The following is a 25,958-nucleotide window of genomic DNA, read 5'->3' on the forward strand; positions in this document are numbered from 1 at the left end:
ATATATCCCCTTTCCTGATTCGGACTTCTTGCGCAATCCTTACTGATAAATATGGGATACACCGGTTGCCGTAATGGCAAATACGCCCGTGCCTCCGTCCGAAATGAGCAGCAGCACCTTGTCATCCGTCAATTGCCGGTCTGCGGTCGTGTACGACTTCATTTCATTTGTCGAAAGCTGAATACGGGTTACGCCATTATTCGTCCCGATCCACAAATACGTGCGGGCGTCATTGAGGACGGAGGTATTGACTCCACGCAAGGAGGCGAACAGGGATGGCTTGACCGTAAACTGATAGTTAACCAAGGTGATGGCGTTCACCAGATCAGGCATATCAACATCCGAATTGGCGATTGAAGGGTTGTAAGAAGGGTCCTGCAGGAAGGTGAGATACTGCTTAACGGTGCCTTCCGCTCCCGTGGATGCGAAGGAGCCAAGCGCGCCCGCATAGCTGTAAAGCTCGGTAGCTTTATCCTTGACGGGTTCCTCTGTTACAGGCTTTTCGGGCTCAGGCTCTTCAGTTACCGGATTTTGAGGTTCAGGTTCTTCGGTCACCGGATTTTCAGTTACCGGTTCTCCGGTGGAAGGGTCCGTTACGGCTGTTCCTCCCGTACCCGTTGACGATGATGTCACCACGTTGCCGAGGCGGTCTATCGTTTGTCCATTGATGATTACGGTATCGACGTTCATAATCAGCTTGTCCGGCATGGAAGGGAGGGAGACACCCGGTGAGTTGATGATCGCCGTTTGGATTTTGCCTGTTCCCGTTACCGTTGTGGCGGCATCGAAAATGATCGACCCCACGGTCGTATCCTTGGCCAACTGGATTTTCGATCCCCCGGCCTCCTTGGACACGTTAAGCCCATCGACTCGGCCGCTCTCAAGCGTGAAGCTGGATTTGCCGTTCATATTCAGTTGCTTCACATTCCCGTACAGCGAAACAGCTTTTCCGCCATTCGTCAATAAACGAAGACTGCCGATGGCATTCCCCGACTCATTGACAATCACGCTCTCGGATGAAACATCTATGGCATTCGCAGACGCAGATCCTTTAAACACAACCCTTACGGGAGCCTTCGGTTTATTGATCTGCATGTGATTAACGGCGCTGTCGGTCAGTGTAATGCTGTGTGTGCCGCCGCCGTTGACGTATACGACGCCGCCGATCCGGGCATTGACGAGATTGAGATCCCCTTCTCCTACCCCCGGTGTAATGTACAAACTGCCGGTGAGATTCAAATTCGACAACGTGGCGCCCGCCGTGTTGACAATCAAGTTGCCTCCAGCCATATTGGCGTGATTGGCGCCGTCGGATACGAGTGCGCCCATGGCGTTATTGATCATTTTTACCGCTTCGGCACGAGTGAGAGATTTCTGCGGCAGAAAAGCACCCGAAGGCGTTCCGGCGACATAACCCGCTTCCTTCATAGCGTATATGGCCTCTTTAGCCCAAACGGAAATGGAAGAGTCGTCGGAGAACGAAGCGCTGACCGGTTCAGTTGCCGTTACCTGAAACACTCGGCTGAGAATGAGCGCGGCTTGTTCCCGGGTTAAAGTTTCGAGCGGGTTAATCTTGCCGTCGCCACTGCCGATAATAGCGCCCGCCGCCACGGCCTTACCGATTTCAGGGGCATACCAAGCCGCAGACGGCACATCATCGAAGGTCTGCCCGCTTATCTCGTTGAAGTTAAAAATACGATTGATCAATGCGACAAACTCCGTTTTCTTGATCCCGTCATTCGGTAGAATCCGGCCTACCTGATCCCCCTTCAGCAGTCCAAGGTTTTTCCAGGATTCAATCTCCTCCGAAGCCCAGGCGGGAATCGTTTCTGTTGTCTCTGCGGATACATCGGCAGCGTAAGCAAATGCCATCGTTGACGTTAAGGCAATCGCGGCAAATGCCTGTTTCCATTTGAAACTCATATGCGCTCCTCCTTATCATTCCGGTCTTTTTTCTCAAGCAATACAGCCTTACCTGCTCTTCCATTCCGATAATTCAACCTTGTTGTGTATTAAGCTTGTACGACTTCTTGTCACCCCCATGTAATGTTTTCGATGTTATTGTAGTAACATTTACACACATTCTATTTTTAATCATAATAAGTTGTCAATAGCTATATTCCAGAACCAACGAGTGATTCTTTATAGAAGATTACATTTGAAAAATATCCCAAATCCTTTGCCTTCCTTCGATTTTTACCGCTATTTATAGGATAATTGGATTGGATTCAAACGAATTTCCTTAGCTGAAAATCTACGATCAACTTGAAAAATGTCACGAAAAATAGATTGACATACGGGGTGCTATCATCAATAATACAAATTATATTGTTACTACAAATCACAAGCAGTCTGATTGAAAAACCGCAGATACCCTCCTTTCGTGTTAGCTATATTTACATCGTCAAAGAGGGAACAACGCCAGGGTTGGGATTTCAGCGGCTCGTAATCGAGAAGAAGTTATCGAAACTCCATGTATTAGCGGTATGTGATTTTCACCCTATAAACCGATTTGATCCAAAGGAGTGGTTATTGAATGAAGAAGTGGATGAGTGGACTGATTGCCGTTGCCTTGACTGCGGCCATAGCGGGATGTTCCGGCTCCGCCGCCAAAGATGACAGCGCGGGCAACAGCAGCGGCGACAGCAAGAAAACGCAAACCCTTCGTATTGCAATGGGGTCTCCTGGCGAGGCGTTGATTAAAGTTTGGGAAGAGATCGGCAAGGAATTCGAGAGCCAACATGAGGGCATCAAAGTGGAATTCAATTATCAGGATGACGACACTTATCAAACGATCGGCCTTCCCAATCTGCTAAGCGGCAAAAATGCTCCCGATTTGTACTTCGAATGGGCCGGACAGCGGCTGCAAACGCGGGTGAACGATGGCTACGCCGCAGATATTACCGAACAGCTTCAAAGCTCCGGACTGAAGGACATGTTCGCGGATGGCAGCTTCAACGGAATGATCTTCGACGGCAAGACCTATATGATTCCGACGGCGGGCGATGTAACCAACGTGATTTTTTATAATAAGAAAATCTTCAGTGATCTTGGCCTTGAACCGCCGACAACCTGGGATCAGTTCCTTGAGGTGTGCGAGAAAATCAAACAGGCCGGCATTACACCGATCATGATTGGCAACTCGGATTTATGGACAGCCGGCAACTGGGTTGGGCATATTCTCTCACGGGTCGTTGGCGAGGACGCTTACAGCGAGGCATTGCAGTTGAAGCAGCCGTTCAATTCACCTGATTTCGTCAAAGCATACGGCTATGTTCAAGAGCTGTGGAATAAAGGATACATCAACGACAATGTCAACGCCTTGGGAGACAGCGAAGCGGATATGTTATTCCTGAATGGCAAAAGCGCCATGCACCCCATCGGAAGCTGGATTGTCCCAACCGCAATCGATGAAGCGCCTGACCTGGAGCTTGGCTATTTCAATACTCCATCCTTCACAGATGGCAAAGGCAACCAAAACAGCATCATCGGCGTGCTTAACGGGATGGTCGTCAACAAAAATTCCAAACTTATCAACGAAGCTATCGAGTTCATGAAGCTCTACAGTTCCGCCGAATCATCCAAGAAACTTTCCGCCGCCGGCGCCGTTCCGATCACCAAAGACGGCATCGACAGAGACTCAACTCCCGAGCTTTCGCTCAGCCTGAACGATTTGATGGAGAATGCGCCTGTACTTGTGTCGCCGCCCGACACCGGATACTCCATCGAGGTGGCAAATGCGCTGAATACGGCTACCTCCGAGGTTATCGGGGGAGCAAAATCGCCTGAAGATGCGCTGGCCGAACTGGAAACCACCATTGCTCCGCTCAAAAATAATTGAAGCCAACCATTGCTGTATAAAAGATTAGGGCCGCCAAGTCCACCCTGGCGCGGCGGCTCCTTCATTCATTCCCTGGAGGTGGACCGATGTCCGGCCATAGCAATAAGCTCTCCCCCTACCTGTTCGTCTCTCCGGCCATCCTGTTGTTCGCGTTTACTGTGCTTGTACCCATCATCATGACCTTCGCCTTCAGCTTCTTTGATTGGAACGGCATCGGCGCCATGCATTTCATCGGCCTCGACAACTATGCCCGGGCATTTCAGGACCGGATTTACCTCCGCTCTTACGGACATACCCTTATTTATATCGCCGCTACTGTATTTGTTGAAGTGCTGGTCGGACTCGGCCTTGCCGGATTGATTACGATGGGACGCAAGGGCAGCGGTTTTTTCCGGCTTGCCATCTTCACACCTATGATGCTGCCAATGATTGTCGTGTCTTATTTATGGAAATTCGTGTACAACTCCGACTTCGGATTGATTAACTCTTTTCTGGCGAAGATTGGTCTGGAAAGCTGGACCCGCGTCTGGCTGGGAAATCCCGATACGGCGCTTTATGCCATCTGCATCGTCTCCGGTTGGGTGTATGCGGGTTTTTATATGACTATTTTTTATTCAGGCATTCAGCGGATTTCCAAAGAGATTTATGAATCGGCCTATCTCGACGGGGCAACCGAATGGAAAATTTTCTTCAAAATCAAAGTGCCGATGATCCGCAATCTGGTGGAGACCGGCATCATGCTGTGTGTGCTTACCGGATTTCAATCCTTCGATTTGTTCTACGTTATGACGAATGGCGGGCCCTATAATTCAACGGAAATTGTCACGACCTATCTCGTCAAAGTCGTCTTCACCCATATGAGCATCGGCTATGGCTCCGCGCTGGCCGTCATCATGACGCTTGTCATCGCCATTATCGGCCTCGTTGCCGGCAAGCTGACCAAGAAGGACTCCGATGTGCTGGAATATTAAGATAAACGTCTGGCGGTATCCGCATCCAATAGCCCCATGACAGGCGCACAGCTTTTAACTCTTTTATCTTAGAAAGTGAGGTGCTGTTGCATGACGACAACTGCGCTGAATGTCAATAAAACCGTCCATAGCGGTGAAAAAGCGGCCCGCCGCAGGAAGCTATCCGGCATTTTGTATTACCTGCTCATGATCGCGATATCATGTATTTATTTCTATCCGATTATCTGGCTCGTTCTCTCCTCCTTCCGGGAAAATCGGGATATCTTCTCGTCCCCCTTCGGCCTGCCGGAGCAAATCCGGTTCAGCAATTGGTCGGAGGCATGGAATATCGGCAATATGAGCACCTATGCCAAGAACAGTGTGATTGTCACTTCGGCTACAGTTGTCTGCATCCTGCTGTTCGCCAGCCTGGCGGCATTCGCCTTCAGCAAGCTGCGCTTTCGGGGAAGCGGCCTTCTGATGACGCTGTTTCTCCTTGGGTTGTTTATGCCGCTCCAGTCCTTTTTTATTGCGCAGAGCTATATTTTCGAGCGGCTGAGTCTAAAGGATACGTATCTGGGACTGATCGTGCCGTATATTGGAACCGGTCTTCCACTCGCCGTGTTCCTGCTGAAAGCTTATCTGGATTCGGTGCCAAGGGAATTGATGGAGGCCGCCCGGATGGACGGCTGCGGCGACTTCCTGATGTACCGGAAGATCATCGTTCCGCTGCTGATTCCGAGCATGGCCACGGTGGGTATTTTTTCGGCGCTGAATGCCTGGAACGAGCTGCTGCTGGCGATGCTCTACATCCAACAGGACGCGCTGAAGACGATCCCGGTCGGTCTGCTGGCTTTTTCCAGCCGCTACATGACTGATTACAAGCTGTTGTTCTCGGCGCTGGCGCTGATTACCCTCCCGATGATTGTGGTCTACATCTTCTTTCATCGTTTCATCGTCGCGGGTCTGACCGAGGGCGCATTGAAATAGCGGACTGCCGCCCTATTCACCAAGTGGAACGTAACTGTTTCATAAAAAAAGGATGCAGCCAATAGCCCGCCAGCTTCAATAAGTCTCCCCTGTTTGGCATAATGCCGAACACTGATCAATGCCCTCCGGATGCCCAGGCGATAACGCTTCTCTCCGAGGAAGGACAAAAAAATCCCGGTCCACGGGGACCGGAATTCAAGTGCCGCCAAGGGGCGGCGAGGGTTATTGACCTGCAAAAGCTGTCTGTCCGGAATCCTGCCCCGCTAACGATTTGGAGCTGTCCGCCGAATTATCAGCCTCTTCGAAATAGGCTGTGAATGAGATGTTGGCCGTGATAACGCCCGGGAGCTTCTGGGCGCCGCCGCTGTCTGCCGGCCGCTGAAAGGAGAAGGAGTCGACGTTGACAATCCGGGGCAGACTTTGGAGCGCCTGCATCCAGTTGTATATGCCGGTATAGTCGCCTTCCACCACGGCTGTCATATTGAGCTGTTTGACTGTCGGGAAAGCGGCAGTGCTGGAAGCCGTCATCTCCTGAATCGGATTTTTGTCGCCAACCGTGAAGCTGACATCCTTGAGCTGAGTGCCGGTGAGGGTCCCGATCGCCCGCAGATCCAGAATCAGCTGCTCGCTGTTATCGCCTCGGGGAAGCTGCGCGAGAAGCTCCGCCTGCTCCGCATCCCTGGAAGCATCGCTCTTGCGTTCATCGATCTTCCTCTCCAGAAGCGCGTTCTGGTCGTTCAGTTGACTAAGCTCCGTCTCCTGGTCGTCAATCTTCCGGTTGGCGGGCTGTATGCCGAGCATGTAGAAGGCCAACAGCAGCAAAAAAAGAATCAGCATTCCCAGAATAATCGGCGACCGGTATTTATTGATCTGTTCCACTGCCATTCCCCTTTCCGCTCTCTGCGCTGCTGCCCGAATCCGCTCCCGTATTGCCTGCGGCGGGCGCCTTCGCCATGTTCACCCGGTACACCGCAGTATAGACCCCGGCGGATGACGAAGCGGTCCCGGAAGTCCCGGCTGCCGTATCGCCTTCCGTCAGCTTCTGGATGGCAGCGTCCACTGTAAAGGACATGCTCCGCAATTTCGCCAGATACACAGAGGCTTCCTCCATGCTCGAAACCCTGACGCTTACATCGATGGATGTCCGGTACGTATAGTTGACGGTGCGCAGCGCGCTTCCCGCCGGCAGTCCGTCGGCCAGTTCCTTCAGTACGGACACAATGTTCATCTTGTACTTCAGAATTTCCTTGATCGCCGCTTCCCGGTTCAGCGGTCCGGAGGTCCCGTTCAGCTTCGACAGCTCGGACTGGAGCATGATCGAGCGGTCCTGTGCGCCCTGTATCTGCTGCGCATTGTCCGATATGCTCCCCTTGTCCATCGCATAAAAAGTGCCGGTCAAGATCGCCCCCACCAGCCATAGCCCGGCCAGAGCCGTGGCTAAATAGGGGAACAGAGCCGCTTCCCGGTCCTCCCGGGGGAGCAGATTAATATTCAAGGGCCCGCTGCCCCGCAGCGCTGCGCCCGCAGCCACCCGGTAATCGTTAAGCTCCGGATCGGTCACAGCGCCGTCGGACAGATGGTCAAGACCAATCATTGAAATCTCCAGCTCGGTCAGCGACTGTTTCAGTTCCTCATAGAGCTGGCGGCGGATGTTCCGGGAGCCCGCAATCAGCACATTCCTGATCCGGGTGCTTCCGTCATGCAGGCTGTATTGATAGAAGTTCAGCATGCGCGAGATTTCTGCGGTAATCTCCACCATCTGCCCGGGAGACAGCGCATCCCCGGAAACTTCGGACGCCGCTGCGGCCTCTTCAGCAAATGCCGGATCGATTTCAGGTTCGGATTCAGACGCTTCAGACGTTTCAGACGTGTAGCCGCCATTCAGATCAACCTGATTAATCGTCCGGATGAACACCGGATTGCCGCTGCGGAACATATAGACATCCAGCACCGCATGCTCCATATTGATCAGCATAGTCTCCTCGAACACCACCTGCTGCCCAAGCGTCAGGCTTCGGGCAAGTGCCGTTGCCGCAATTTCCACACTGCTGATCCGCAGTCCTGCGCCTTCCAACACATCGATATAATCCTGGATCGGCTTACGGGGCGCCGCGAACACCAGAAGATGGCTGTTCTCTTCATCCACATCGGTCGTGACATAATCATACACAGGGTTCTCAAAAGGCAAATGAAGTCCTGTCTCGACCTCCAGCTTCACCAGCTGCTCGACCTGCTTGGGGTTGGCGCTCGGAATGCTCATTTTCCGGATAATGATCTGTGAAGGCGGGATCGACAGGGCAACCCTGCTGCCCCGAAGTCCCTCCGATTTCACCCACTGCCTGACCCGTTCCAGCAGCGCGGCGCTATCCGCCACCTGGTTCTCCACGATCAAGCCCGGTGGTAATGGGAGATACCGCTTCTTGCGGACTTCCCATGTCTTTCTGTTCTTTAAGCTGATGAAGCGGATTCCCGTCTGCTCAATCGCAAGACCGGCCGCAGGGTACATAAATCCCAGCATATGCGCCATAATCCTCCTAACGGATTAGCGAGAGATACCCGCCGATAATCTGTGAGCCGTAACCGAACGCGATCAGCGCACCGGCTGCCAGCCATGGACCGAACGGAACCGGCTGTCCGCGCTTCACGATTCCGAGCAGTTGAAGCGATCCGCCTGCCAGCGTACCGAGCAGACAGGCGGCGAAGAAAGCAAGCAGCACGCCCGGAACTCCGGTCACCAGCCCCAGCAGCGCGAACAGCTTGAAATCACCCATGCCCATTCCGCCGAACCAGGCGAAGGGGAGAATCAGCGCCGCTCCGACAACCGCGCCCAGCAGATGAAGCCAGACCGGCCCTTCCGAGTGCAGCAGCGTAAGCACAGCCAGCACCGGCAGAAAAAAGAGCAGCACCTTATCCGGGATCAGCATATATTTCAGATCCGCCACCGTTACGATGACGGCCAGACTGGACAGCACGAGCGCCGTTATACCCTGAACGGTCAGGCCGAATTCCAGATAGGACCATAAGAACAGCAGTCCGGTCGCCAGCTCGCCCAGCGGATACAGCGGGGATACCTTCGCGCCGCAGTGACGGCACTTGCCTCCGCTGACCAGCCAACTGAACACCGGAATCAGGTCCCTCGCCTTCAGGCGCGTCCCGCAGCCGGTGCAGTGCGACGGCGGATGGAGCAGCGATTCCCCGGCCGGCACGCGCAGCGCGACGACATTATAGAAGGAGCCCAGAATCAGTCCGAGCAGCGTCATGTAAACGGCAAATATAGTAGTCATGGCTTGTTTGTTTCCTGTTCCTGAGGGAGTAGGCCAGGATGGGAGAGCAACTTCGGAACTTTGGACTTCCGGCCGCTGTTGTTCGCGGATTTCTTATCTTAGTAGAGTTCAAGGTTGAAATCCGCTCACAAAGGCGGTCGCTGTCGCTCCTCCAGTTCCAAATTTCCTGCGTTGCTTCTCATCCTGTAGATGGGTGTTGTTTAAAAAAGGAATCGGAATGGTCCGATTCCTAGAAGCCAAAGATGTATATTACTTAGTACTTGCAGGTTTGGCAGCTATTACTTCAGCTGGATCAAATTCTTTGGCCGAATCCATGCCAGTGACCGTTAATGAAAGGCCACTCAATTGTCCACTTGGATTAAAAGTAACAGTCCCACCAGTAATTGCTCCTTTTGTACTTGGTAAAACAAGATTTGAGTCCAAATATCCTGCATGCACTAAATCATTAGAATTATTAGCATCAGCATCATTAACCGTAATCGTCCGATCAGTAAAGTCTCCATCAGTGCTAGTAATATAGAGACGCGCTGCATCATAAATCTGTCGAGCAGTAGCTACATCAGAGTCGGATTTTGTATTGGAGATTACATTACCAATCAACGGAATTGCAATAACCGCAATAATACCAATAATCACAATAACCGCCAACAACTCAATCAGCGTAAACCCCTTCTGATTCTCTTCCTTGCTCAATCTCTTTTTAATTGCATTCGCCAGCATTTGTTTTCCTCCTAAAATGTTTTTGATGAGCAGATAACGTCCGGGAACAAGAATTGCTAATTTTCTCTCTATCGTCAGCACGAAAGACAGCTTCTTCCGCCCGGCGTCACCCCTCTCAAAATCTCTCATCTACCCCATATTGCTGTACAAGCTGAACATCGGCAGCATAATGGCCGCCACAATAACACCCACAATACCTGCCAGGAAAGCAATTAATAATGGCTCCAGGAGCGCCTTCAGCCGGTCAACGGTGTTCTCGACGTCCATCTCGTAGAAATCCGCTACCTTCGACAGCATCTGGTCGAGGGAGCCGGTCTCCTCGCCGATAGCGATCATCTGCGTGACGAGCGGCGGGAAGACCCACGCCTTCTTCAGCGGCTCGGACAGCGGCTTGCCCTGTCTGAGTGAATCGCCTGCGCTGCGGATGTATTTGCCGATAACCTTGTTGCCCGCGATTTCCTCGACGATAACCAGCGACTGCAAAATCGGAACCGAGCTGGCATACAGCGAGGAGAATGTGCGCGTGAACTGTGCGATCGAGCCCTTCTGATTCAGTTTGCCGAACACGGGAATTTTCAGTTTGGCGTAATCGAGGGCATAGGACCCTTTCTCCGTGCGTTTGGCAATCATAAAGGCCGCCACAATGAGAATGATCCCGAGAAACCAGAAGTACCACTGCCCCTGTATACTCTTGCTGAGCGCCAGCACCACCTTCGTAATAGCCGGAAGCTCGGCGTTCATGGATTCGAACATCGTGACGAACTGCGGCACAATCGCCCACAGGAGATAGATGACAGAAGCCACGGCCATGACGGCTACGGTAATGGGATAGGTCAGCGCCGACTTGATCTTCTCGGTCGTCGTATGCTGCTTCTCGAAATACATCGCGAGCCGCTCCAGCGTCCCCTCCAGATCGCCGGATTCCTCGCCCGCTCGAATCATGCTGACAAAGAGCGGAGGGAATATTTTCTTGTGATCCTGCACCGCCTGGGAGAACGCGATCCCGCGCAGCAGGCTGGCATTGACGTCCTGCAGCGCTTTGGCCAGCGGCTTGCTGTCCGTCTGCTCCGCCAGAATGCGGGTCGCGTCGACAATGGAGACCCCCGCCCGGATCAGAGTCGCGAACTGCCGGCAGTAAATGATGAAATGAATCGTCTTGACGGGATTGCCGATATAGATCTCCATCGACAGAACGGAACTCTTCTGCTCATTCAGCGAGAAGACGGTAAGTCCGCGCTTGCGAAGCTCCTCCATCGCGGATGGCTTGTCCTGCGCGGTCAGCTTGCCCTTCAGCTGCCTCCCGCCGGATGTCCGGACCAGGTACTCAAATTGCGGCATCGGCTCTCACCTCCGCCAAATAAGCCTTGGCCGCCGCCGGCTGAATTAGTCCCTGAGCCAAATATTCGCGAATGCTCATATCCAGCGTGTGCATGCCGAGCGACCGGCTGGTCTGCATAACATTCTTGATCTGATGCGTCTTCTCGCTCCGGATCAGGTTGCCGACCGCAGGCGAGTTCACCAGAATCTCCGTCGCGCACAGCCGCCCCTTGCCTTCAGCCCGGGGGAACAGCCGCTGGGATACGACCGCCAGCAGCACCGAAGCCAGCTGTAGCCGGATCTGATTCTGCTGATGGCCCGGAAAAGCATCGATAATCCGGTCGATCGTCTGCGGCGCATCGGAGGTATGCAGCGTCGCCATGACCAGATGGCCCGTCTCCGCAGCCGTAACCGCGGCCGAGATCGTCTCCAGATCGCGCATTTCGCCAACGAGGATGACATCCGGGTCCTGGCGAAGCGCCGCCCGAAGCCCGCTTGCGAAGCTTGTGGTGTCGCTGCCGACCTCGCGCTGGTCAACAATGCAGGTTCCATGGCTGTGCAGGAACTCAATCGGGTCCTCCAGCGTGACGATATGCTTCCGCTCGCTGCGGTTGATATGGTTCAACATCGCCGCGAGCGTCGAGGATTTGCCGCTGCCCGTCGGTCCCGTCACGAGGATCAGTCCCTGTGGTTTAAGCGCGAGCGAAGAGAGAACCGGCGGCAGCGCCAGCCTCTCCAGCGTCGGAATTTCTGCCGGGATGCTGCGGGCCGCTATGCTGACGCCTCCCCGCTGGCGGTATACATTGACGCGGAATCGCACACCGCCCTCCAGCGGATAAGAGAAGTCGAGCTCGCCCGCTGCGCGGAATTCCTGCTCCCGTTCCGGTCCAAGCAGGTCCAGCGCCATCTGCTCCGCTTCGGCCGGCCCTACGATTCCGCCTTCCGTGTTATGAAGCGCCCCGTCAATTCGCAGCACAGGCGGAGAACCTGTGGAAATATGCAGGTCCGACGCTCTGGAGGAGTAGGCCATATGCAGCAGCTGCACAATGGAACTTGTCGGTATCGGCACTTTCTCTCCCCCTTCCTTAATGAGCGACCGTCTCCCGGAGCACTTCCTGGAGTGTAGTCAATCCTTGCGAAACCTTAAGCAGCCCGTCTTCCATCAATTGAACAAGTCCGCGCTCTCTGGCGGCAGTTCGCAGCTCCTCGACGGAAGCGGAGTCCGCAACCATCTGGCGAAGCCGGTCATCGATCTTGAGTACTTCGTGGATAGCGAACCGGCCCCGGTAGCCCGTCGAGTTGCAGCTGCCGCAGCCCCGGCCCCGGTGCAGCACTTCCGTCCGCAGTCCGTACCGCTCCAGCATAATGCTCTCCTGCGTGGAAGGGGTGTAGGTCTCCCGGCAGTCGGTGCAGATTTTGCGCACCAGCCGCTGGGCGACAACGCCGATCAGCGACGAGGCGATCAGGTAAGGCTCGACTCCCATGTCGCGGAGACGGGTAATGCTGCTCACAGCATCGTTCGTATGCAGCGTGGACAGGACAAGATGTCCGGTCAGCGAAGCTCTTACCGCGATTTCCGCCGTCTCTGTGTCGCGGATTTCCCCGACCATGACGATGTTGGGGTCCTGCCGAAGTATGGAGCGCAGCCCGGCCGCGAAGGTCAGCCCGATCGCCGGATTCACATGCACCTGATTGATGCCCTCCAGCTGATACTCCACCGGGTCCTCAACGGTGATGATATTGACGCTCTCCTCGTTCAGATGGTTCAGCGCGGAGTACAGCGTCGTCGTCTTTCCGCTACCTGTCGGCCCCGTGATCAGCAGAATGCCGTAAGGCCTGCCGATCATCTCCTTGAAGGCGGCGGCGTTGTTCTCGCTGAATCCGAGCGTATCGACGGACTTGACCCCCGTGCTGAGGTCCAGCAGCCGCAGTACGATTTTCTCCCCATGCATCGTCGGCAGGGAGGACACGCGAATATCAACCATTCTATAGTCAAACTGCATCTTGATCCGCCCGTCCTGCGGCAGACGGCGTTCCGCGATGTTGAGGCGGGCCATAATCTTCAGTCTTGCTGTAATGAAGCCCTGCATCTGCTTCGGAATGAGCCGCTCGGTGCGGAGCGTTCCGTCGATGCGGTACCTTATGGCAAGATTGTTCTCGCCGGGGTCTACATGAATATCCGATGCCCGAAGCTGTACGGCCTGCTGAATCATCTGGTTGACCAGCCGGACGATTGGCGAATCTTCGTCGGTAATTTCCGTCTCTTCAATCTCTTCCTGCGTAGGCAGCTCGACCAGCATCTGGTTCATCGAATCGCGCATGCCGTAATGCCGCGCAATGGCGCGCTGCAGCTCATCTCTCGTGGAGATGGCCGGCTCGATCCGGAAGCCCGTGCTCATCCGCAAATCCTCGATCGCGAAATAATCCAGCGGGTCCGCCATAGCCACCATCAGCTTCCCGCCCTCTTTCAAAAAGGGCAGCACCTGATAACGCTTCGCCAGGCTTTCGGGAATGATCTGTGTAATGGCCGGGTCGATCTGATATTTGAACAGGCTGACATGCGGAATGCCCAGCTGGAATTCCAGCACCTCGATCAGCTGCTGCTCGGTAATATAGCCTTGCGAAATGAGCAGGTCGCCCAACTTCCGCTTGGTTTTTCGCTGCTCGACCAGCGCTTCCTGAAGCTGCTCCTGCGAGATAATCCCGTTCTCTACCAGCAAGTCTCCAAGTCTCTTCTTCACGATCGCCAACCCCAAATCATCTCCATGCCATGTGGTATAAATGGTTTATCGGACATAAATATCTCAAAATGTAGCAACTTTATTACGAACGTAATGCTACAATTTCAAGGCGGAAATACCGATGAAAGCCTATGTATGCGCAAATCTCTGATTCCTTACTATAAAACATAACAGATTCGGGACTATAGTTCCATAGTCTTGTTTTTAAGGGACATTTTACTTATGAAATCATTGCCTGGCAGTGAAATTTATCCTAGAATGATATAGAGCATAGAATAGATTCTGTTGCAAATGGATGTTCTTTATAATGATCGGAATGACTCTTTAATCTTTAAATAAGTCTATTGTCATATTTATCTGAATGTCGGGGAGAGATGGGGATGAGAAATCTCAAATCTAAAGGAATCGTTACGGGCTCGGTCCTAATTGTGCTGCTCCTGGTTATCCTCTCATATAAAAATTGGCTTCCTTCCGTCGTTGCGGACAACTACGTGTATCAAATCCGCATTCTCGAGATCACAGACAGCGGTGCAAGCGAACTGTCCTCCCTCACTTCCGGAATGACCAATGTGAAGCTGAATACGATGAGCATGAAGCGCTTCGCCGCGCTTCGCGATGAACTGGACGGCAAGTACGACGCGATCTACATCGGGCAGGGCGCATACAGCACGAGCGGGGTCGCCAGCAAGCCGACCGACAGCACAAGCGTACGGGCCGCAGCCCATTCCACCTCGGGTGTAATGAATGATATTACGGCCTTGAAGGCGCAGGAAATCGTCGACGATTATATCGACAAGGGACTCTGCGTCATTTTGAACAAGCAGCCATTCGATACGCAGACAGCTGCCCAGCGGGGCATTTTATACAACATGTTCAATAAGTACCGCAGCTCATCATCCAAGTCGAATGTGCTCTTCGTGGACAATGCGGAGCTCGCCAATCTCGTCAAAGGTTTGAAGGATGGAAGCTCGCCCTATCTCTCCATGCTGCAGCAGCGCCCCCGTCTGACTGTAACGAACAGAAGCGGCATTGTCGATTACAGCACCAATCAAACCCATATTTACCAGCCTGGAGATACGCTTGATTTCAAGTTCACGGTATCCAATGTAGAGGATCTCGGCGCCCATCCGATCCTTGCCAAGCTGTATGTCAGCACCGACAAAGCCGTTGAGATGACGGAATCGCAGGTGGTGGAGATCAAGGCTTTAAGCGACGGACCGAACGGAGAAATCACCTATACGCTGCCGGGCACGCTGTCCGGTCTCCTCTACTGGAAGCTTGAAATCACAGACCATCTGAATCCGTCCAAGCTCAAGGATTATGACAGCGGCACGATCCGTTTTCGCGGCAAAAAAACCGTCGTCAACATTCTCCAGATTCTGCCCACCACCGGCAGCGGGGAGCGGTCAAGCAGTCTGCTCGATTCGAACAACATGAACCAGAGCTACCTGAGTACGGACGATTATCAGCTGAACATCAGCGTCAAGACGATCACCGAATTCAACAATTACGTGGCCGCCCAATATAATGCTGACAAAACCTACGGACTGAACGGTGTGTACGACATGCTGATCTTCGGGTTCCGGGATGTCTATAACGAGAAAGCAGCGATAAGCGATCTTGCGGCCCAGGCGGTTGCGCATTTCACCCAGGTTACGAAACAGAGCGTGATGTTCACGCATGATACGGTATACCGGTCAGACAGCTCCTGGGTCAGCTATTTCAAGGATATTACGGGTCAGATCGAGCCGTTAACCAATCTGGGTCTCAATGCGCCCAACACTTCCAAGACGGTAACGCCCGTCAATGACGGTCTGCTCACCCAGTTCCCTTTCTATCTCAGCACGCTGGACACGGGCAATACGCCAACCAATATCATCACGCCGGCTGTAGCGACCACGCACAACCAGTACTACACGCTTAACCTGGAAGATCCGACGATCATTCCCTGGTATAACATCACAGGCGGCGGCAGAGACGTGAATGACAGCTGGAATCATTACTACACTTATTCCAAAGGCAATGTGACTTACTCCGGGACGGGGCATATTTTCGGAACCTCCAGCACGGAGAAGTTCCCGGTGTGGGAGCAGAAGCTGTTCGTCAATACGATGTACCGGGCTTATATCGGCTCCAATCACAAGCCTGAGATCACCGTTAACGCGCCGAAGGAGAACGATACGATCCCGACCTATGAGAATGAAATTACGGTTGATTACCGGGTGGAAGACCCCGACCTGTACGATCGGGACCTATATACGACAATCCGCTTTCAATCAGGCGGCAAATATTTAACGAACACGGGAATGCCCGAGACAGCGGTTCTATCGGGACATACCGTCCATCAGACCTTCAGTAATCCGCTGCCGGAAGGCGGAGACCTGACGATCGAGATTTCGGCCAGAGACAAGCAGGGAGCGCTTGCCGACACCAAGCTGATTCCCATCCGGATATTAAAAGCAAATGCCAATCTGGATCTGTCCCGTACACTGTCTTCCAATGTGAATGCGAACGGCGAAATTCCGAAGGATCAGGCCTTTACCATCACTTACCTGGTCAAACCGAAGGCGGTGCCGCTTGATCAGGTGGGAACAGCCGATCAGAATGCCGCCACTCTGCTCATCTCCGATATCGTCTTCCAGGAGACGCTGCCTCCGAATCTTCAACCGGTATCGGGCTGGCCGGACGGCATGACTTCATCGGGGAATACAGGCGCCGGATATACGCTGAACAAACCGCTCGGCAACGTGACCTATAGCTTGAAATCAGTGGACGGGGTCCAAACCTATGTTCCGGATTCGGCAGAGCCTATTACATTCAGTATTCAGGTCAAAGCGACGGCGGCAGGGGTGTACAATCTGGATAATGGACAGGTCAGCTTTGTTGAACTTCATTCGCCTTTCGACCCGGGCGCTTCATCCTCAGGTTCTGCACTGGGGTTCGCGGGAGATTACAATGCTCTTGTATTCGGGACAGCTAATGTAACTGCCTCGCTTAAAGGCAATCTGGCAGCGGAAGGGAATACGACTACTAGCGGGGTGGATGTGAACCAATCCTTGGGCAGCAGCGTCCCTTATGCCATCGTTACCGGCGGGGACCTGGATTTCCATAACGGAACCGTATATGGCAACATTCTTCACCAGGGAAGCTACACGAAGGTTGACAGCGGCAATATCGTGGGCGGCACCTACGCCAAAGGATCGCTCATCGACTTCGAACAGGCCCGGTCCTACTATCAAAATCTTTCGGATCAGCTTGCGGGCGCGGCGCCGAATGGTACACAGAAATTGATGTACGGCGGTATTTATTTATACGGGACCGGAACAGGCGCCAATTCACTTGTAAATTTTAAAATGACCTCCGGCTTCTTTGACCAGACCGGCTGGGCGAATGTCGATAATCTGTCGGGTCAAAATATGGTCTATACCATCACCGGCTCTACCGTAACGGTCAACAAAGTATTCGCTCTTCCCAATGGGGTAACCGACGGCAGCCATGTCATTTATAACTTCCCGGATGCCACGGCAGTCAATATTTCCGGCGTTGACTTGAGAGGCTCGGTGCTGGCGCCAAGAGCAACGGTGCATTTCACCAATGGACAGATTCACGGGAACGTCATTGCGGCTTCGCTCCAGGCATCATCGCTAATCGACGTTCTACCCTACAAGGGACCACTGCCGGTTACACCGCCCGCGTCAAACAGCCACTCGCGGAATTTCATCAAATTCCCGAGACTGACCATTACGGCGATCGATCCAATCACAAGCCTTAGCGTGGAAGACGCAACCTTGCTGATCGGTGACCGACAAAAGCTGTCGTGGAGCATTGAGCCAGTCAGCCAAGCGCAGCAGCCACTTAACTGGAGTTCAAGCGACACCGACACCGTTACGGTAAGCTCTGACGGCATCGTATACGGCAAGAAGGCGGGAACCGCCGTCATTACGGCATCCGCCACGGATGGAAGCGGGAAGTCAGATACAGCGACGGTTACCGTCCGGAGCCCGAATTTGACCATTACAGGGAAAGATTCGGCCAAGGTCAACGAGACGCTGACTCTGACGGCGGAGTACACGGATACCCGCGAGACCGGTGTCCAATACATCTGGTCGGCCGTGAATAACGCAACCGGGCAGGCTGTCACAATCACCGCATCGCAGGCCAACCCAGCCGTCGCTAATTTTACCGCAGCACAGTCCGGCAGCTATACGATTACCGTGGTCGTCAAGACCGACCAGAACCCGGATGGCGTGACGGCAACCAAGACGGTCACCATCGGACTTAACGGCTTGACCATATCCGGCGAGCCGAATGTATATGTCGGCACCAGCGCCACTTTGACCGCAGTGCCCGATCCGATTACAGCTGCCCTAGAGCAGTACGAATGGAGCCTTGTGGACAGCGGCGACCTTCAATACGGCGGGTTCGTGGACCAGCAGGGCCAAATCGTCGCCTCGCTGACGACGACGGGCACGACCGTACAGTTCAAGGGAGCCGGTGTGAAGGACGCCATCGGCATTGTGGTGAAGGCCGCCGGCACTACAAGCAGCGTCTTTACCATGAAAGTATTGCAGGAGCCCAACCTTCAGTTCTATCCAACCTCCGGCGTCATCGCCATTGGAGAGAAGCTTGAATTGCTGCCGCTGCTGCATACCGATCCTTACGGCCCGGTACCGGACAGCATCCTGCCCAGACTGCAGTGGAGCATTGTAGACGGTGGAAGCTCCCCGGCGGTGTCTCTGACGCAGACCGGCACGCTTACGGGACTTCATAAAGGATCGGAGCAGATTCGGGTATCCTACCAGACCGCCAGCGGCAACACGGTGACCGCCACCTACACGATTAAGGTAACGGAGCCTGACGATACTGGAGAGAACCGCTACTAAATCAGAATGCTCGCACAAGGCAAACGGCCCGCGCTACTTCAACGAGTAGCGCGGGCCGTTTTGTATAGTAAAGCAGTTTGCATTTTTCCATGGAGGGATTAAGGCTTGAGTTCAACCGGTCCGGCGTGGATGCTGATCATCTTCACTCGGGGCAGGCCCACCTTCTGGTCCTCGAAGACCTGCTCGTTGTAACGGACCTGGAACCGGGACGCGGCAGGGGCGGTTTGATCCTGATTCTCGAAGCTGAAGGCATATTGGCCGGGTACGGCCGATACTTTGCCCACGACCGCATTGATCGTAAGATCGCCTTTGGCGAAGAAGCCGCCGTCAATCGAGAAGACGGAACCGACGCCGTACAGCTCGGCGGTACTGTCGGTGTAGAAGAACGCCCGCAGCTCGGTAACTTTATCCTGATCCTTGAATTCATCCACCCGGTTCACCAGCACGGCCCCCTTGGAAATCACAACAAGCTCCTTGTTGTCCTTCCCGGTGATGCTGGCGTTCACAATATTTGTGCTTCCGAGCGTGTAGAGGGTGGAGTCGAACCGGACATCTCCTTTAATATTCAGGTTGCCTACCACCAGCAGATTCGCCTGCACCGTAATCGGCGCTGCCGAGCTATAGTTATCGATGTTCAGATTGCCGTTGACGATCAGCCAATGCGAGGTTGCTTCCGTCTGGCTGCCGCCGGCCTTGGCGGTGTCGGTGATCTCATTCAAGGTTACGCCGTCAAGGTTCAGATCGCCGTTATAGATCGCGCTGCTGTTCAAATGAGCCAGCTGGGATTTGAAGGCCTGCACAGCTTCATTGTACAGCTGCTCTCTTTTCACGGCCAATTCATCCTCAGTCAAGCTGTCATCCGCATATCCGTTAAAATCCGATCTCTCCGGCATCCTTAAGACAGGAACCGGCTGCGAACCGATTGCCCCCGAGCCGTCCGGCCGAATAAACGATTGGGCCAGCCGGCTGCCCCGGCTGAGTGCGCTCTCCCCGCTTTCAGGGCCTTCGGCTCCGTAATACGTACTCGCCAAAGCCGCTTTGTTGCCGGATGAACCGGATGCCTCGGCCACCTTGTCCAGGAACGAATCCTCGACATCGATCTGCACGAAGGTGTTCTTTTTCTTAACAAGCGAGTTTTCGTAGGTCTTCTTCACCCGCTCGTCCACCCGGTTATACTGGTCTTCATCATTGATCGGCACCGTGCTGTAATCCGCTCCATTCCAGTACCGCACCGAATCGAGCGATTGCACATGCGCTTCACCGTCAATCAAGGGGTAGAGCGAGTTCTCGGCCAGATCGGCGCCGGCATGCTTGTATTGAGCGATGGGACTGAGCTTAAGCTGATTTCCGGCATATACGTTGCCCTGGGTGTACGGAGCCCCGTTCAGAATCACATTTCCTTCCGATCCGAGCGAATAATTGAGGAAGTCAGGGAAGGTCGTAATTTCCACCCGCTGCTCCAGGGTACGCGAGACACCGTTCACGTTCGCATTGGCCCGGATCACGACGACATACTGGCTGCCGGAGGATGCGGAATCGTCCAGCGTAATGCCAGTGATCTCGTTGGCGCCGCCCTGAAGGCTCGTATTGGATGCAAAATCGGCCGTTTTACTCTGAAGCCCTGCCAGAAACGTGTGAATCTGCCCGTCCAGCTCTTCTTGCGGAATTTCGGAGCCGCTCTCCAGTCGGCGGTTCAAATCAGCGGTAATATAGGCGATCACTTCGTCAATCTTCTTCTGCGCGAGATGCAGGCTCTGCACATCATTCTCCCGCGTCTCGGTCCGCTGCGCCCCGCTTAAGGTTGCGCTTAGCACGCCTACCCCCAGAATCGTAAGCAGCAGGACAATGAACATGACGAGCACGAGCGCCGAGCCTCGCTGCGAGGCGAAGCGTTCCCTCTGTTCCCACAGCCTCAGCACCCTTGCAACCCGGCCGCCGCTGCCGGCTCTTCTGCGACTCGACATGTGCCGCTCCCCCTAAAATCCAAATTGGCTCTCCAGCTCCAGCCTGTTCTCTTCGCTTCCCTCATACTTCAGCACCAGCTTGATCTGAATGGTTCCCGATTCGCACAGCGCCCCGACCGTACAGGATCGCCCGTCCGCCGTGGAGGCGGTGATCACGGAATCCCCAAGCTCGGAATTTACGGCTATCGGCGAGGCTGAACCCGAACCGGTGCCGCTGCCCGATATGACGATCTCGGTGCCGCTGACGACAATCGTCTCCGGCGGGGCGTCGCTTCTCTGAAGCTCAATGCCACCGGCGGTATTTTGAACCCGTTCGGGTCCGTACGTATACAGCTTCGTAATAATTGAGGACATGATCAGATCGGCTTCGTCCCGCAGCTCATTTTGAACCGTAATCTTGTGATAGCTGCGGAAGCCGAACATGGTCACGCCGGAGATCAGACCCGCAATCATGGCAAAAATCGTGAGCGAAGCGATCAGCTCGATCAGGGTGAAGCCCTCTTGACGGGAGGAGAGGCGCTTAACGAATTCTTTCATCCGTGATATATCCCTCCACCTCAACGTTATAGTCAGGCTGACCGCCCGCGTCCTCGCGCCGCACCTGCACCTTGACCGGAAGCAGATAGGCCCGGGATGAGGTCTGGTCGATGTCCGCTGTCCAGCCCGGAGACGACGGCTGCGACTGTTCATCCCAAATCTCCGGCTGGTACACGACCCTGATCTGATAGGCGATGCCGTTCACCGTAGGATACAGCACACTCGCCAGAGAACCTGTAAAGCCCGAAGACGGCGTATCTGCCGTTATGGCATTGGCCCCTGACGCTGTTCCGTTCGCGGCTTGATCCAAGTAAATCTTTTTCACACCGTCAAAGTCCTGCTTCTGCATATAAAAAAGCGCGTTCCGCGCCAGATTGACCATAATCGTCTTGTTCTGGTTCGATTTCGAATAGGACATGGCGTTGATAAAATATGAGGTCAGCACAAGAGACACGATCGCCAAAATGACAATCGCCGCCAGCACTTCTATCAGCGTGAAGCCCTTCTCCTCTTTTAGGCCAAACCGCATCCCTCTCTGCCTCCCGAAAGCATGTCCATATTCACAATTGTATGTCTTTTGGACTATTTCTTCTATTATAAATCCCAGATATGGAAGTCTACAATCTCTAATTCTACTTATTTATCGGCAAAAGTTTGTGGTATGATTTGCACTGAAGGGAGGATTTTGATTATGGCTCTAATCGAATGCCGCTTTTATTCGGACACGCTGGGATTGAGCACATCCATGACCGTGATTTTGCCCCAGCAGACCACGACTCAAATCGGAATGAGCAACACTGTACGTGAAAGCGTTCTCCACCCAACGCTGTATCTTCTGCACGGATTGTCTGATGACGATTCCATCTGGCTTCGCCGCACCTCCATCGAACGTTACGTCGCCGATATAGGGCTGGCGGTAGTTATGCCGAACGTGCACCGCAGCTTCTATACGGATATGGCCCAGGGCGGCCGCTACTGGAGCTTCATCAGCGAGGAGCTGCCAGCGTTAGCCCGTTCCTTCTTCCCGCTGTCGCCTAAGCGCGAGGATAATTTCGTGGCGGGACTGTCCATGGGCGGATATGGCGCCATGAAGCTGGGGCTGCGGAGACCGGACGCTTATGCCGCCGCAGCCAGTCTATCTGGAGCGCTCGATATGGCGCACAACTATATAAACGAGGAAGACCCAAGCGTCAAGACGAAGGAGTATGAAATGATTTTCGGAACCGAAGATATTGCGGGGACCGACGAGGATCTGCTCTCGCTGTTGACCAAAGTCGATGCCGCAGGCGGACCGAAGCCGCTGCTGTACCAGTGCTGCGGCACGGAGGATTTCCTGTACGCGGACAATCAGCGGTTTCGCGAAGCCTGCAAGGCGACATCTCTCTCGCTTACATACGAGGAAGGGCCGGGAAGCCATGAATGGGGCTACTGGGACGCCAAAATTCAGGATGTGCTGAAGTGGCTGCCGCTGAAATAAATCAGGCATATGGCTGGCTGAATACGGCAATGGGTAGAACGCGGCAAAAGCTGGATACGGCATTAGGCAGAATACGACGGTAGGCCAAAAACAGCAAAGCTGAAAACACAAAAACAGCTGTTCCGCAAAGGGAGCAGCTGTTCTTTTTATACTCATGATCCGGGTTCACTGATGTTCGGGGTCCGGACTTATGTGATTGGCTTACGTGATTGGCTTATGCTACTTGGCTTCCGCCGCGCGCGCCTCCACCCACAGCTTCGCTTCCTTCAGGCTTTCTTCTGCCCGTGTAATCGCAGCCTGCACCTGTACGGCCGCCGTACCGCCGTATACGTTGCGGGCGTTCACCACCGCCTCCGGCTGAAGCACGGCATAGATCTGCTCGTCGAAGAGCGGCGAGAACTGCTTGAATTCATCCAGCGTCAGATCCAGCAGGAATTTGCCTTCGTTGATGCAGTAGAGCACCGTTTTGCCGATGACTTCATGCGCCTGACGGAACGGCAACCCCTTGCCGACCAGGAAATCCGCAATATCCGTGGCGTTGGAGAAGTCGGTGTTCACCGCTTCCCGCATCCGCCCCTTGTTCACCTTCATCGTGGCGATCATCGGAGCGAACAGCTGAAGCGCGCCGGTCAGCGTCGCCACGGTGTCGAACATGCCTTCCTTGTCTTCCTGCATATCTTTGTTGTAGGCAAGCGGAAGGGATTTCAGCACGGTCAGCAGGCCCATGAGGTTGCCGTAGACGCGGCCCGTCTTGCCGCGCACAAGCTCCGGCACATCGGGATTCTTCTTCTGCGGCATAATGCTGCTGCCGGTGCAGAATGCGTCGTCCAGCTCTACGAAGCTGAATTCCGTGCTGCTCCACAGCACCAGCTCCTCGCTCAGGCGCGACAGATGCGTCATGATCAGCGAGGCGCTCGCCAGGAACTCCACGATAAAATCGCGGTCGCTGACAGCATCCAGGCTGTTCTCGTACACGCTGTCGAAGCCTAGCTGCTCCGCCACAAAATGCCGGTCGATCGGGAACGTCGTTCCCGCCAGCGCCCCGGCGCCCAGCGGCAGCACATTGATGCGCTTGTAGCTGTCGGTCAGCCGCTCCGCGTCCCGGCGGAACATCGATACATAAGCCAGCAGATGATGCGCGAACAGAATCGGCTGCGCCCGTTGCAGATGCGTATAGCCCGGCACGATCGTCTCCACATTATCCTTCGCCTGCCCGATCAGCGCCTCTTGAAGATTATGCAGCAGATCAACCAGTTCCACGACCCGGTTCCGCAAATACAGATGCATATCCGTCGCCACCTGGTCGTTGCGGCTGCGGCCCGTATGCAGCTTGCCACCAACCGGCCCGATCTCCTGGATCAGATGCTTCTCGATGTTCATATGGATGTCTTCATCCGAAACGGAGAACTCCACTTCTCCGGCGCGCACCTTCTCCAGCACCTTCTGAAGCCCCTGCTTGATCGTCTCCACGTCTTCCTGCGGCAGAATCCCGCATTTGCCCAGCATCGTCACATGGGCCAGACTGCCCTGCACGTCTTCTTCCGCCAGCGCCTTGTCAAACCCGATGGAAGCCGTGTATTCCTCCACCAGCTTGTTCGTCCCTTTGGTAAAACGTCCGCCCCAAAGCTTGCTCACCGCTGTCTTCCTCCTTGTAAAAAAAATACTTGTCCATTCCATCCCTGTATTTCATGGAAAAACCCGGGCTCGTGAGGCGTGAAAGCCGTCCCCGGTCCCGGGTGTGTTTCATTTCCTTGTGCCGCCATCATATCGTCGCCATGTCGCCATTATAGCGCCATCGCGCCGCCGAGGTGAATGAACCCGCGTGCTCTCCGGTCCCGGCCGCCGATGCTTCCCTCATCGGAAGACCCGGACCACGAAGCCGCCGCAAGCCACTACCGCGTGCTTACTTCGCCGATTCGGCCACTCCGGCCGATACCTTCAGGCGCAGCGCGTTGAGACGGATGAATCCGGTCGCATCGCCCTGATCGTAAGCCTGCGTCGGGTCGGCTTCCATCGTCGCGATGTTCGGGTTGTACAGGCTGACCGGGCTCTTGACGCCCGCAGCGATAATGTTGCCTTTGTACAGCTTCAGACGAACCGTTCCGGTTACGTTCTGCTGGCTCTCGGTAACGAGCGCCTGGATCGCTGTGCGTTCCGGCGCGAACCAGAAGCCATTGTAGACCAGCGTGCTGTAACGCGTAATCAGGCTGTCGCGCACGTTCATGACTTCGCGGTCCATCGTGATGGATTCCATTTTGCGGTGAGCGGTGAACAGGATCGTGCCGCCCGGCGTCTCGTATACGCCGCGGCTCTTCATGCCGACGAAGCGGTTCTCCACCATGTCGACCCGGCCGATACCATGCTTGCCGCCCAGCTCGTTCAGCTTCTCCATCACCTGAAGCGGATTCAACGTCTCGCCGTTCAGCGCTACGCAGTCACCTTTCAGAAATTCAAGTTCCAGATACTCCGCTTCGTCCGGCGCGTCTTCCGGCGCGTTCGTCAGCAGGAACATTTCCTTGTTCTCCGGAGCGCTGGCGTCGAACCACGGGTCCTCCAGCACGCCGCTCTCATAGCTGATATGCAGCAGATTGCGGTCCATGGAATACGGCTTCGCCGCCGAAGCCTGTACCGGAATGCCGTTCGCTTCGGCATAAGCGATCATTTCCGCGCGTCCAGGGAACTGGTTGCGGAATTCTTCCAGACGCCAAGGCGCGATAACCTTGATGTTCGGAGCCAGCCCGGCCGCGCCGAGCTCGAAGCGCACCTGGTCGTTGCCCTTGCCGGTCGCGCCGTGCGCGATGGCGGTTGCGCCTTCGGCGATGGCGATATCGACCATCCGCTTCGCGATCAGCGGGCGGGCGATACTCGTGCCGAGCAGGTACTGGCCTTCATACAAGGCGCCGGCCTGGAACATCGGGTAGATGAAGTCCTTGGCGAACTCGTCGCGCAGGTCGTCGATGTAAACTTTCGACGCGCCTGTGGCGAGCGCTTTTTCCTCCAGACCGTCAAGCTCTTCCTTCTGGCCGATATCGGCTGTAAAAGCGATAATCTCCGCGTCATACGTTTCTTTCAGCCATTTCAGAATGACCGAGGTATCCAGGCCGCCAGAATAGGCGAGCACGATTTTTTCTTTTGCCATGGGATAGCTAACTTCCTTTCCGATATAGAGGGTTGATCATGCGAAAAGGATGAAGGCCTGATGGCCTGTCATCCCGAAGCAGCGAAGCGAGCACCAACGAGCGCCGTCTTAAACC

The 25,958-nt window shown here is 54.6% G+C and carries 18 protein-coding genes; 5 read left to right on the top strand and 13 right to left on the bottom strand.

Annotation, left to right across the window (positions count from 1 at the left end):
• Positions 1 to 39: 39 nt before the first annotated feature.
• Positions 40 to 1,923, bottom strand: coding sequence for an S-layer homology domain-containing protein (locus tag KIH86_RS27130; protein WP_223081200.1), 1,884 nt, complete (start codon positions 1,921 to 1,923; stop codon positions 40 to 42).
• A gap of 613 nt (positions 1,924 to 2,536) precedes the next feature.
• On the opposite strand from KIH86_RS27130, the gene KIH86_RS27135 reads away from it, so the two are divergent.
• The 3 genes from KIH86_RS27135 to KIH86_RS27145 all read left to right on the top strand — a co-directional run bounded on the left by KIH86_RS27135 (position 2,537) and on the right by KIH86_RS27145 (position 5,781).
• A complete protein-coding gene (locus KIH86_RS27135; protein WP_223081201.1) occupies positions 2,537 to 3,841 on the top strand; it encodes an ABC transporter substrate-binding protein in 1,305 nt (434 codons plus the stop codon).
• 86 nt (positions 3,842 to 3,927) lie between these two features.
• Entirely contained in the window at positions 3,928 to 4,812 is an 885-nt protein-coding gene (locus KIH86_RS27140) for a carbohydrate ABC transporter permease (RefSeq protein WP_223081202.1), read from the top strand.
• A 90-nt stretch (positions 4,813 to 4,902) separates the two neighbouring features.
• Positions 4,903 to 5,781 (top strand): carbohydrate ABC transporter permease, encoded by an 879-nt coding sequence (locus KIH86_RS27145; RefSeq protein ID WP_223081203.1) that lies wholly within the window; start codon positions 4,903 to 4,905, stop codon positions 5,779 to 5,781.
• A 222-nt stretch (positions 5,782 to 6,003) separates the two neighbouring features.
• Here the strand turns inward: KIH86_RS27145 and pilO are convergent, their stop codons facing one another.
• The 7 genes from pilO to KIH86_RS27180 form a co-directional block, all read right to left on the bottom strand.
• Positions 6,004 to 6,660: a type 4a pilus biogenesis protein PilO gene (gene pilO, locus KIH86_RS27150; protein ID WP_223081204.1), complete on the bottom strand. Its 657-nt coding sequence runs from the start codon at positions 6,658 to 6,660 to the stop codon at positions 6,004 to 6,006.
• The gene (gene pilM / locus KIH86_RS27155; protein ID WP_223081205.1) at positions 6,644 to 8,299 is read right to left on the bottom strand and encodes a pilus assembly protein PilM; all 1,656 of its coding nucleotides are present in this window, start codon (positions 8,297 to 8,299) and stop codon (positions 6,644 to 6,646) included. The genes pilO and pilM overlap by 17 nt, the downstream gene beginning before the upstream one ends.
• Before the next feature lie 16 nt (positions 8,300 to 8,315).
• The gene (locus KIH86_RS27160) at positions 8,316 to 9,065 is read right to left on the bottom strand and encodes a prepilin peptidase (RefSeq protein WP_223081206.1); all 750 of its coding nucleotides are present in this window, start codon (positions 9,063 to 9,065) and stop codon (positions 8,316 to 8,318) included.
• 249 nt (positions 9,066 to 9,314) lie between these two features.
• A complete protein-coding gene (locus tag KIH86_RS27165) occupies positions 9,315 to 9,914 on the bottom strand; it encodes a prepilin-type N-terminal cleavage/methylation domain-containing protein (RefSeq protein ID WP_322098673.1) in 600 nt (199 codons plus the stop codon).
• Complete coding sequence (locus KIH86_RS27170; protein ID WP_223081207.1) at positions 9,915 to 11,123, bottom strand: type II secretion system F family protein; 1,209 nt, start codon at positions 11,121 to 11,123, stop codon at positions 9,915 to 9,917. It lies immediately after the preceding gene.
• The gene (locus KIH86_RS27175) at positions 11,110 to 12,165 is read right to left on the bottom strand and encodes a type IV pilus twitching motility protein PilT (RefSeq protein WP_223081585.1); all 1,056 of its coding nucleotides are present in this window, start codon (positions 12,163 to 12,165) and stop codon (positions 11,110 to 11,112) included. The genes KIH86_RS27170 and KIH86_RS27175 overlap by 14 nt, the downstream gene beginning before the upstream one ends.
• 22 nt (positions 12,166 to 12,187) lie before the next feature.
• Entirely contained in the window at positions 12,188 to 13,852 is a 1,665-nt protein-coding gene (locus tag KIH86_RS27180) for a GspE/PulE family protein (RefSeq protein WP_223081208.1), read from the bottom strand.
• 371 nt (positions 13,853 to 14,223) lie between these two features.
• On the opposite strand from KIH86_RS27180, the gene KIH86_RS27185 reads away from it, so the two are divergent.
• Entirely contained in the window at positions 14,224 to 18,726 is a 4,503-nt protein-coding gene (locus KIH86_RS27185; RefSeq protein WP_223081209.1) for a DUF5057 domain-containing protein, read from the top strand.
• Between the two features lie 98 nt (positions 18,727 to 18,824).
• On the opposite strand, the gene KIH86_RS27190 is transcribed toward KIH86_RS27185, so the two are convergent.
• From KIH86_RS27190 to KIH86_RS27200, 3 genes are read right to left on the bottom strand one after another with little or no spacing between them, the layout of a single operon-like run.
• On the bottom strand, positions 18,825 to 20,690 hold the full coding sequence (locus KIH86_RS27190; RefSeq protein WP_223081210.1) for a hypothetical protein: 1,866 nt from the start codon (positions 20,688 to 20,690) through the stop codon (positions 18,825 to 18,827).
• 12 nt (positions 20,691 to 20,702) lie between these two features.
• The gene (locus tag KIH86_RS27195) at positions 20,703 to 21,227 is read right to left on the bottom strand and encodes a PulJ/GspJ family protein (protein WP_223081211.1); all 525 of its coding nucleotides are present in this window, start codon (positions 21,225 to 21,227) and stop codon (positions 20,703 to 20,705) included.
• Positions 21,211 to 21,756 (bottom strand): type IV pilus modification PilV family protein, encoded by a 546-nt coding sequence (locus tag KIH86_RS27200; RefSeq protein ID WP_223081212.1) that lies wholly within the window; start codon positions 21,754 to 21,756, stop codon positions 21,211 to 21,213. The genes KIH86_RS27195 and KIH86_RS27200 overlap by 17 nt, the downstream gene beginning before the upstream one ends.
• Positions 21,757 to 21,918: 162 nt before the next feature.
• Here KIH86_RS27200 and KIH86_RS27205 point away from each other — a divergent pair, with 162 nt between their 5' ends.
• Positions 21,919 to 22,704, top strand: a complete 786-nt coding sequence (locus KIH86_RS27205) for an alpha/beta hydrolase (protein WP_223081213.1) — start codon at positions 21,919 to 21,921, stop codon at positions 22,702 to 22,704.
• Between the two features lie 219 nt (positions 22,705 to 22,923).
• Here KIH86_RS27205 and argH read toward each other — a convergent pair whose 3' ends face one another.
• Positions 22,924 to 24,339 (bottom strand): argininosuccinate lyase, encoded by a 1,416-nt coding sequence (argH, locus tag KIH86_RS27210; RefSeq protein ID WP_223081214.1) that lies wholly within the window; start codon positions 24,337 to 24,339, stop codon positions 22,924 to 22,926.
• A gap of 268 nt (positions 24,340 to 24,607) precedes the next feature.
• Entirely contained in the window at positions 24,608 to 25,843 is a 1,236-nt protein-coding gene (locus KIH86_RS27215) for an argininosuccinate synthase (RefSeq protein ID WP_223081215.1), read from the bottom strand.
• Positions 25,844 to 25,958 lie beyond the last annotated feature (115 nt).

Source organism: Paenibacillus sinensis, assembly GCF_019904155.1.
Classification (GTDB): domain Bacteria; phylum Bacillota; class Bacilli; order Paenibacillales; family Paenibacillaceae; genus Paenibacillus_AQ; species Paenibacillus_AQ sinensis.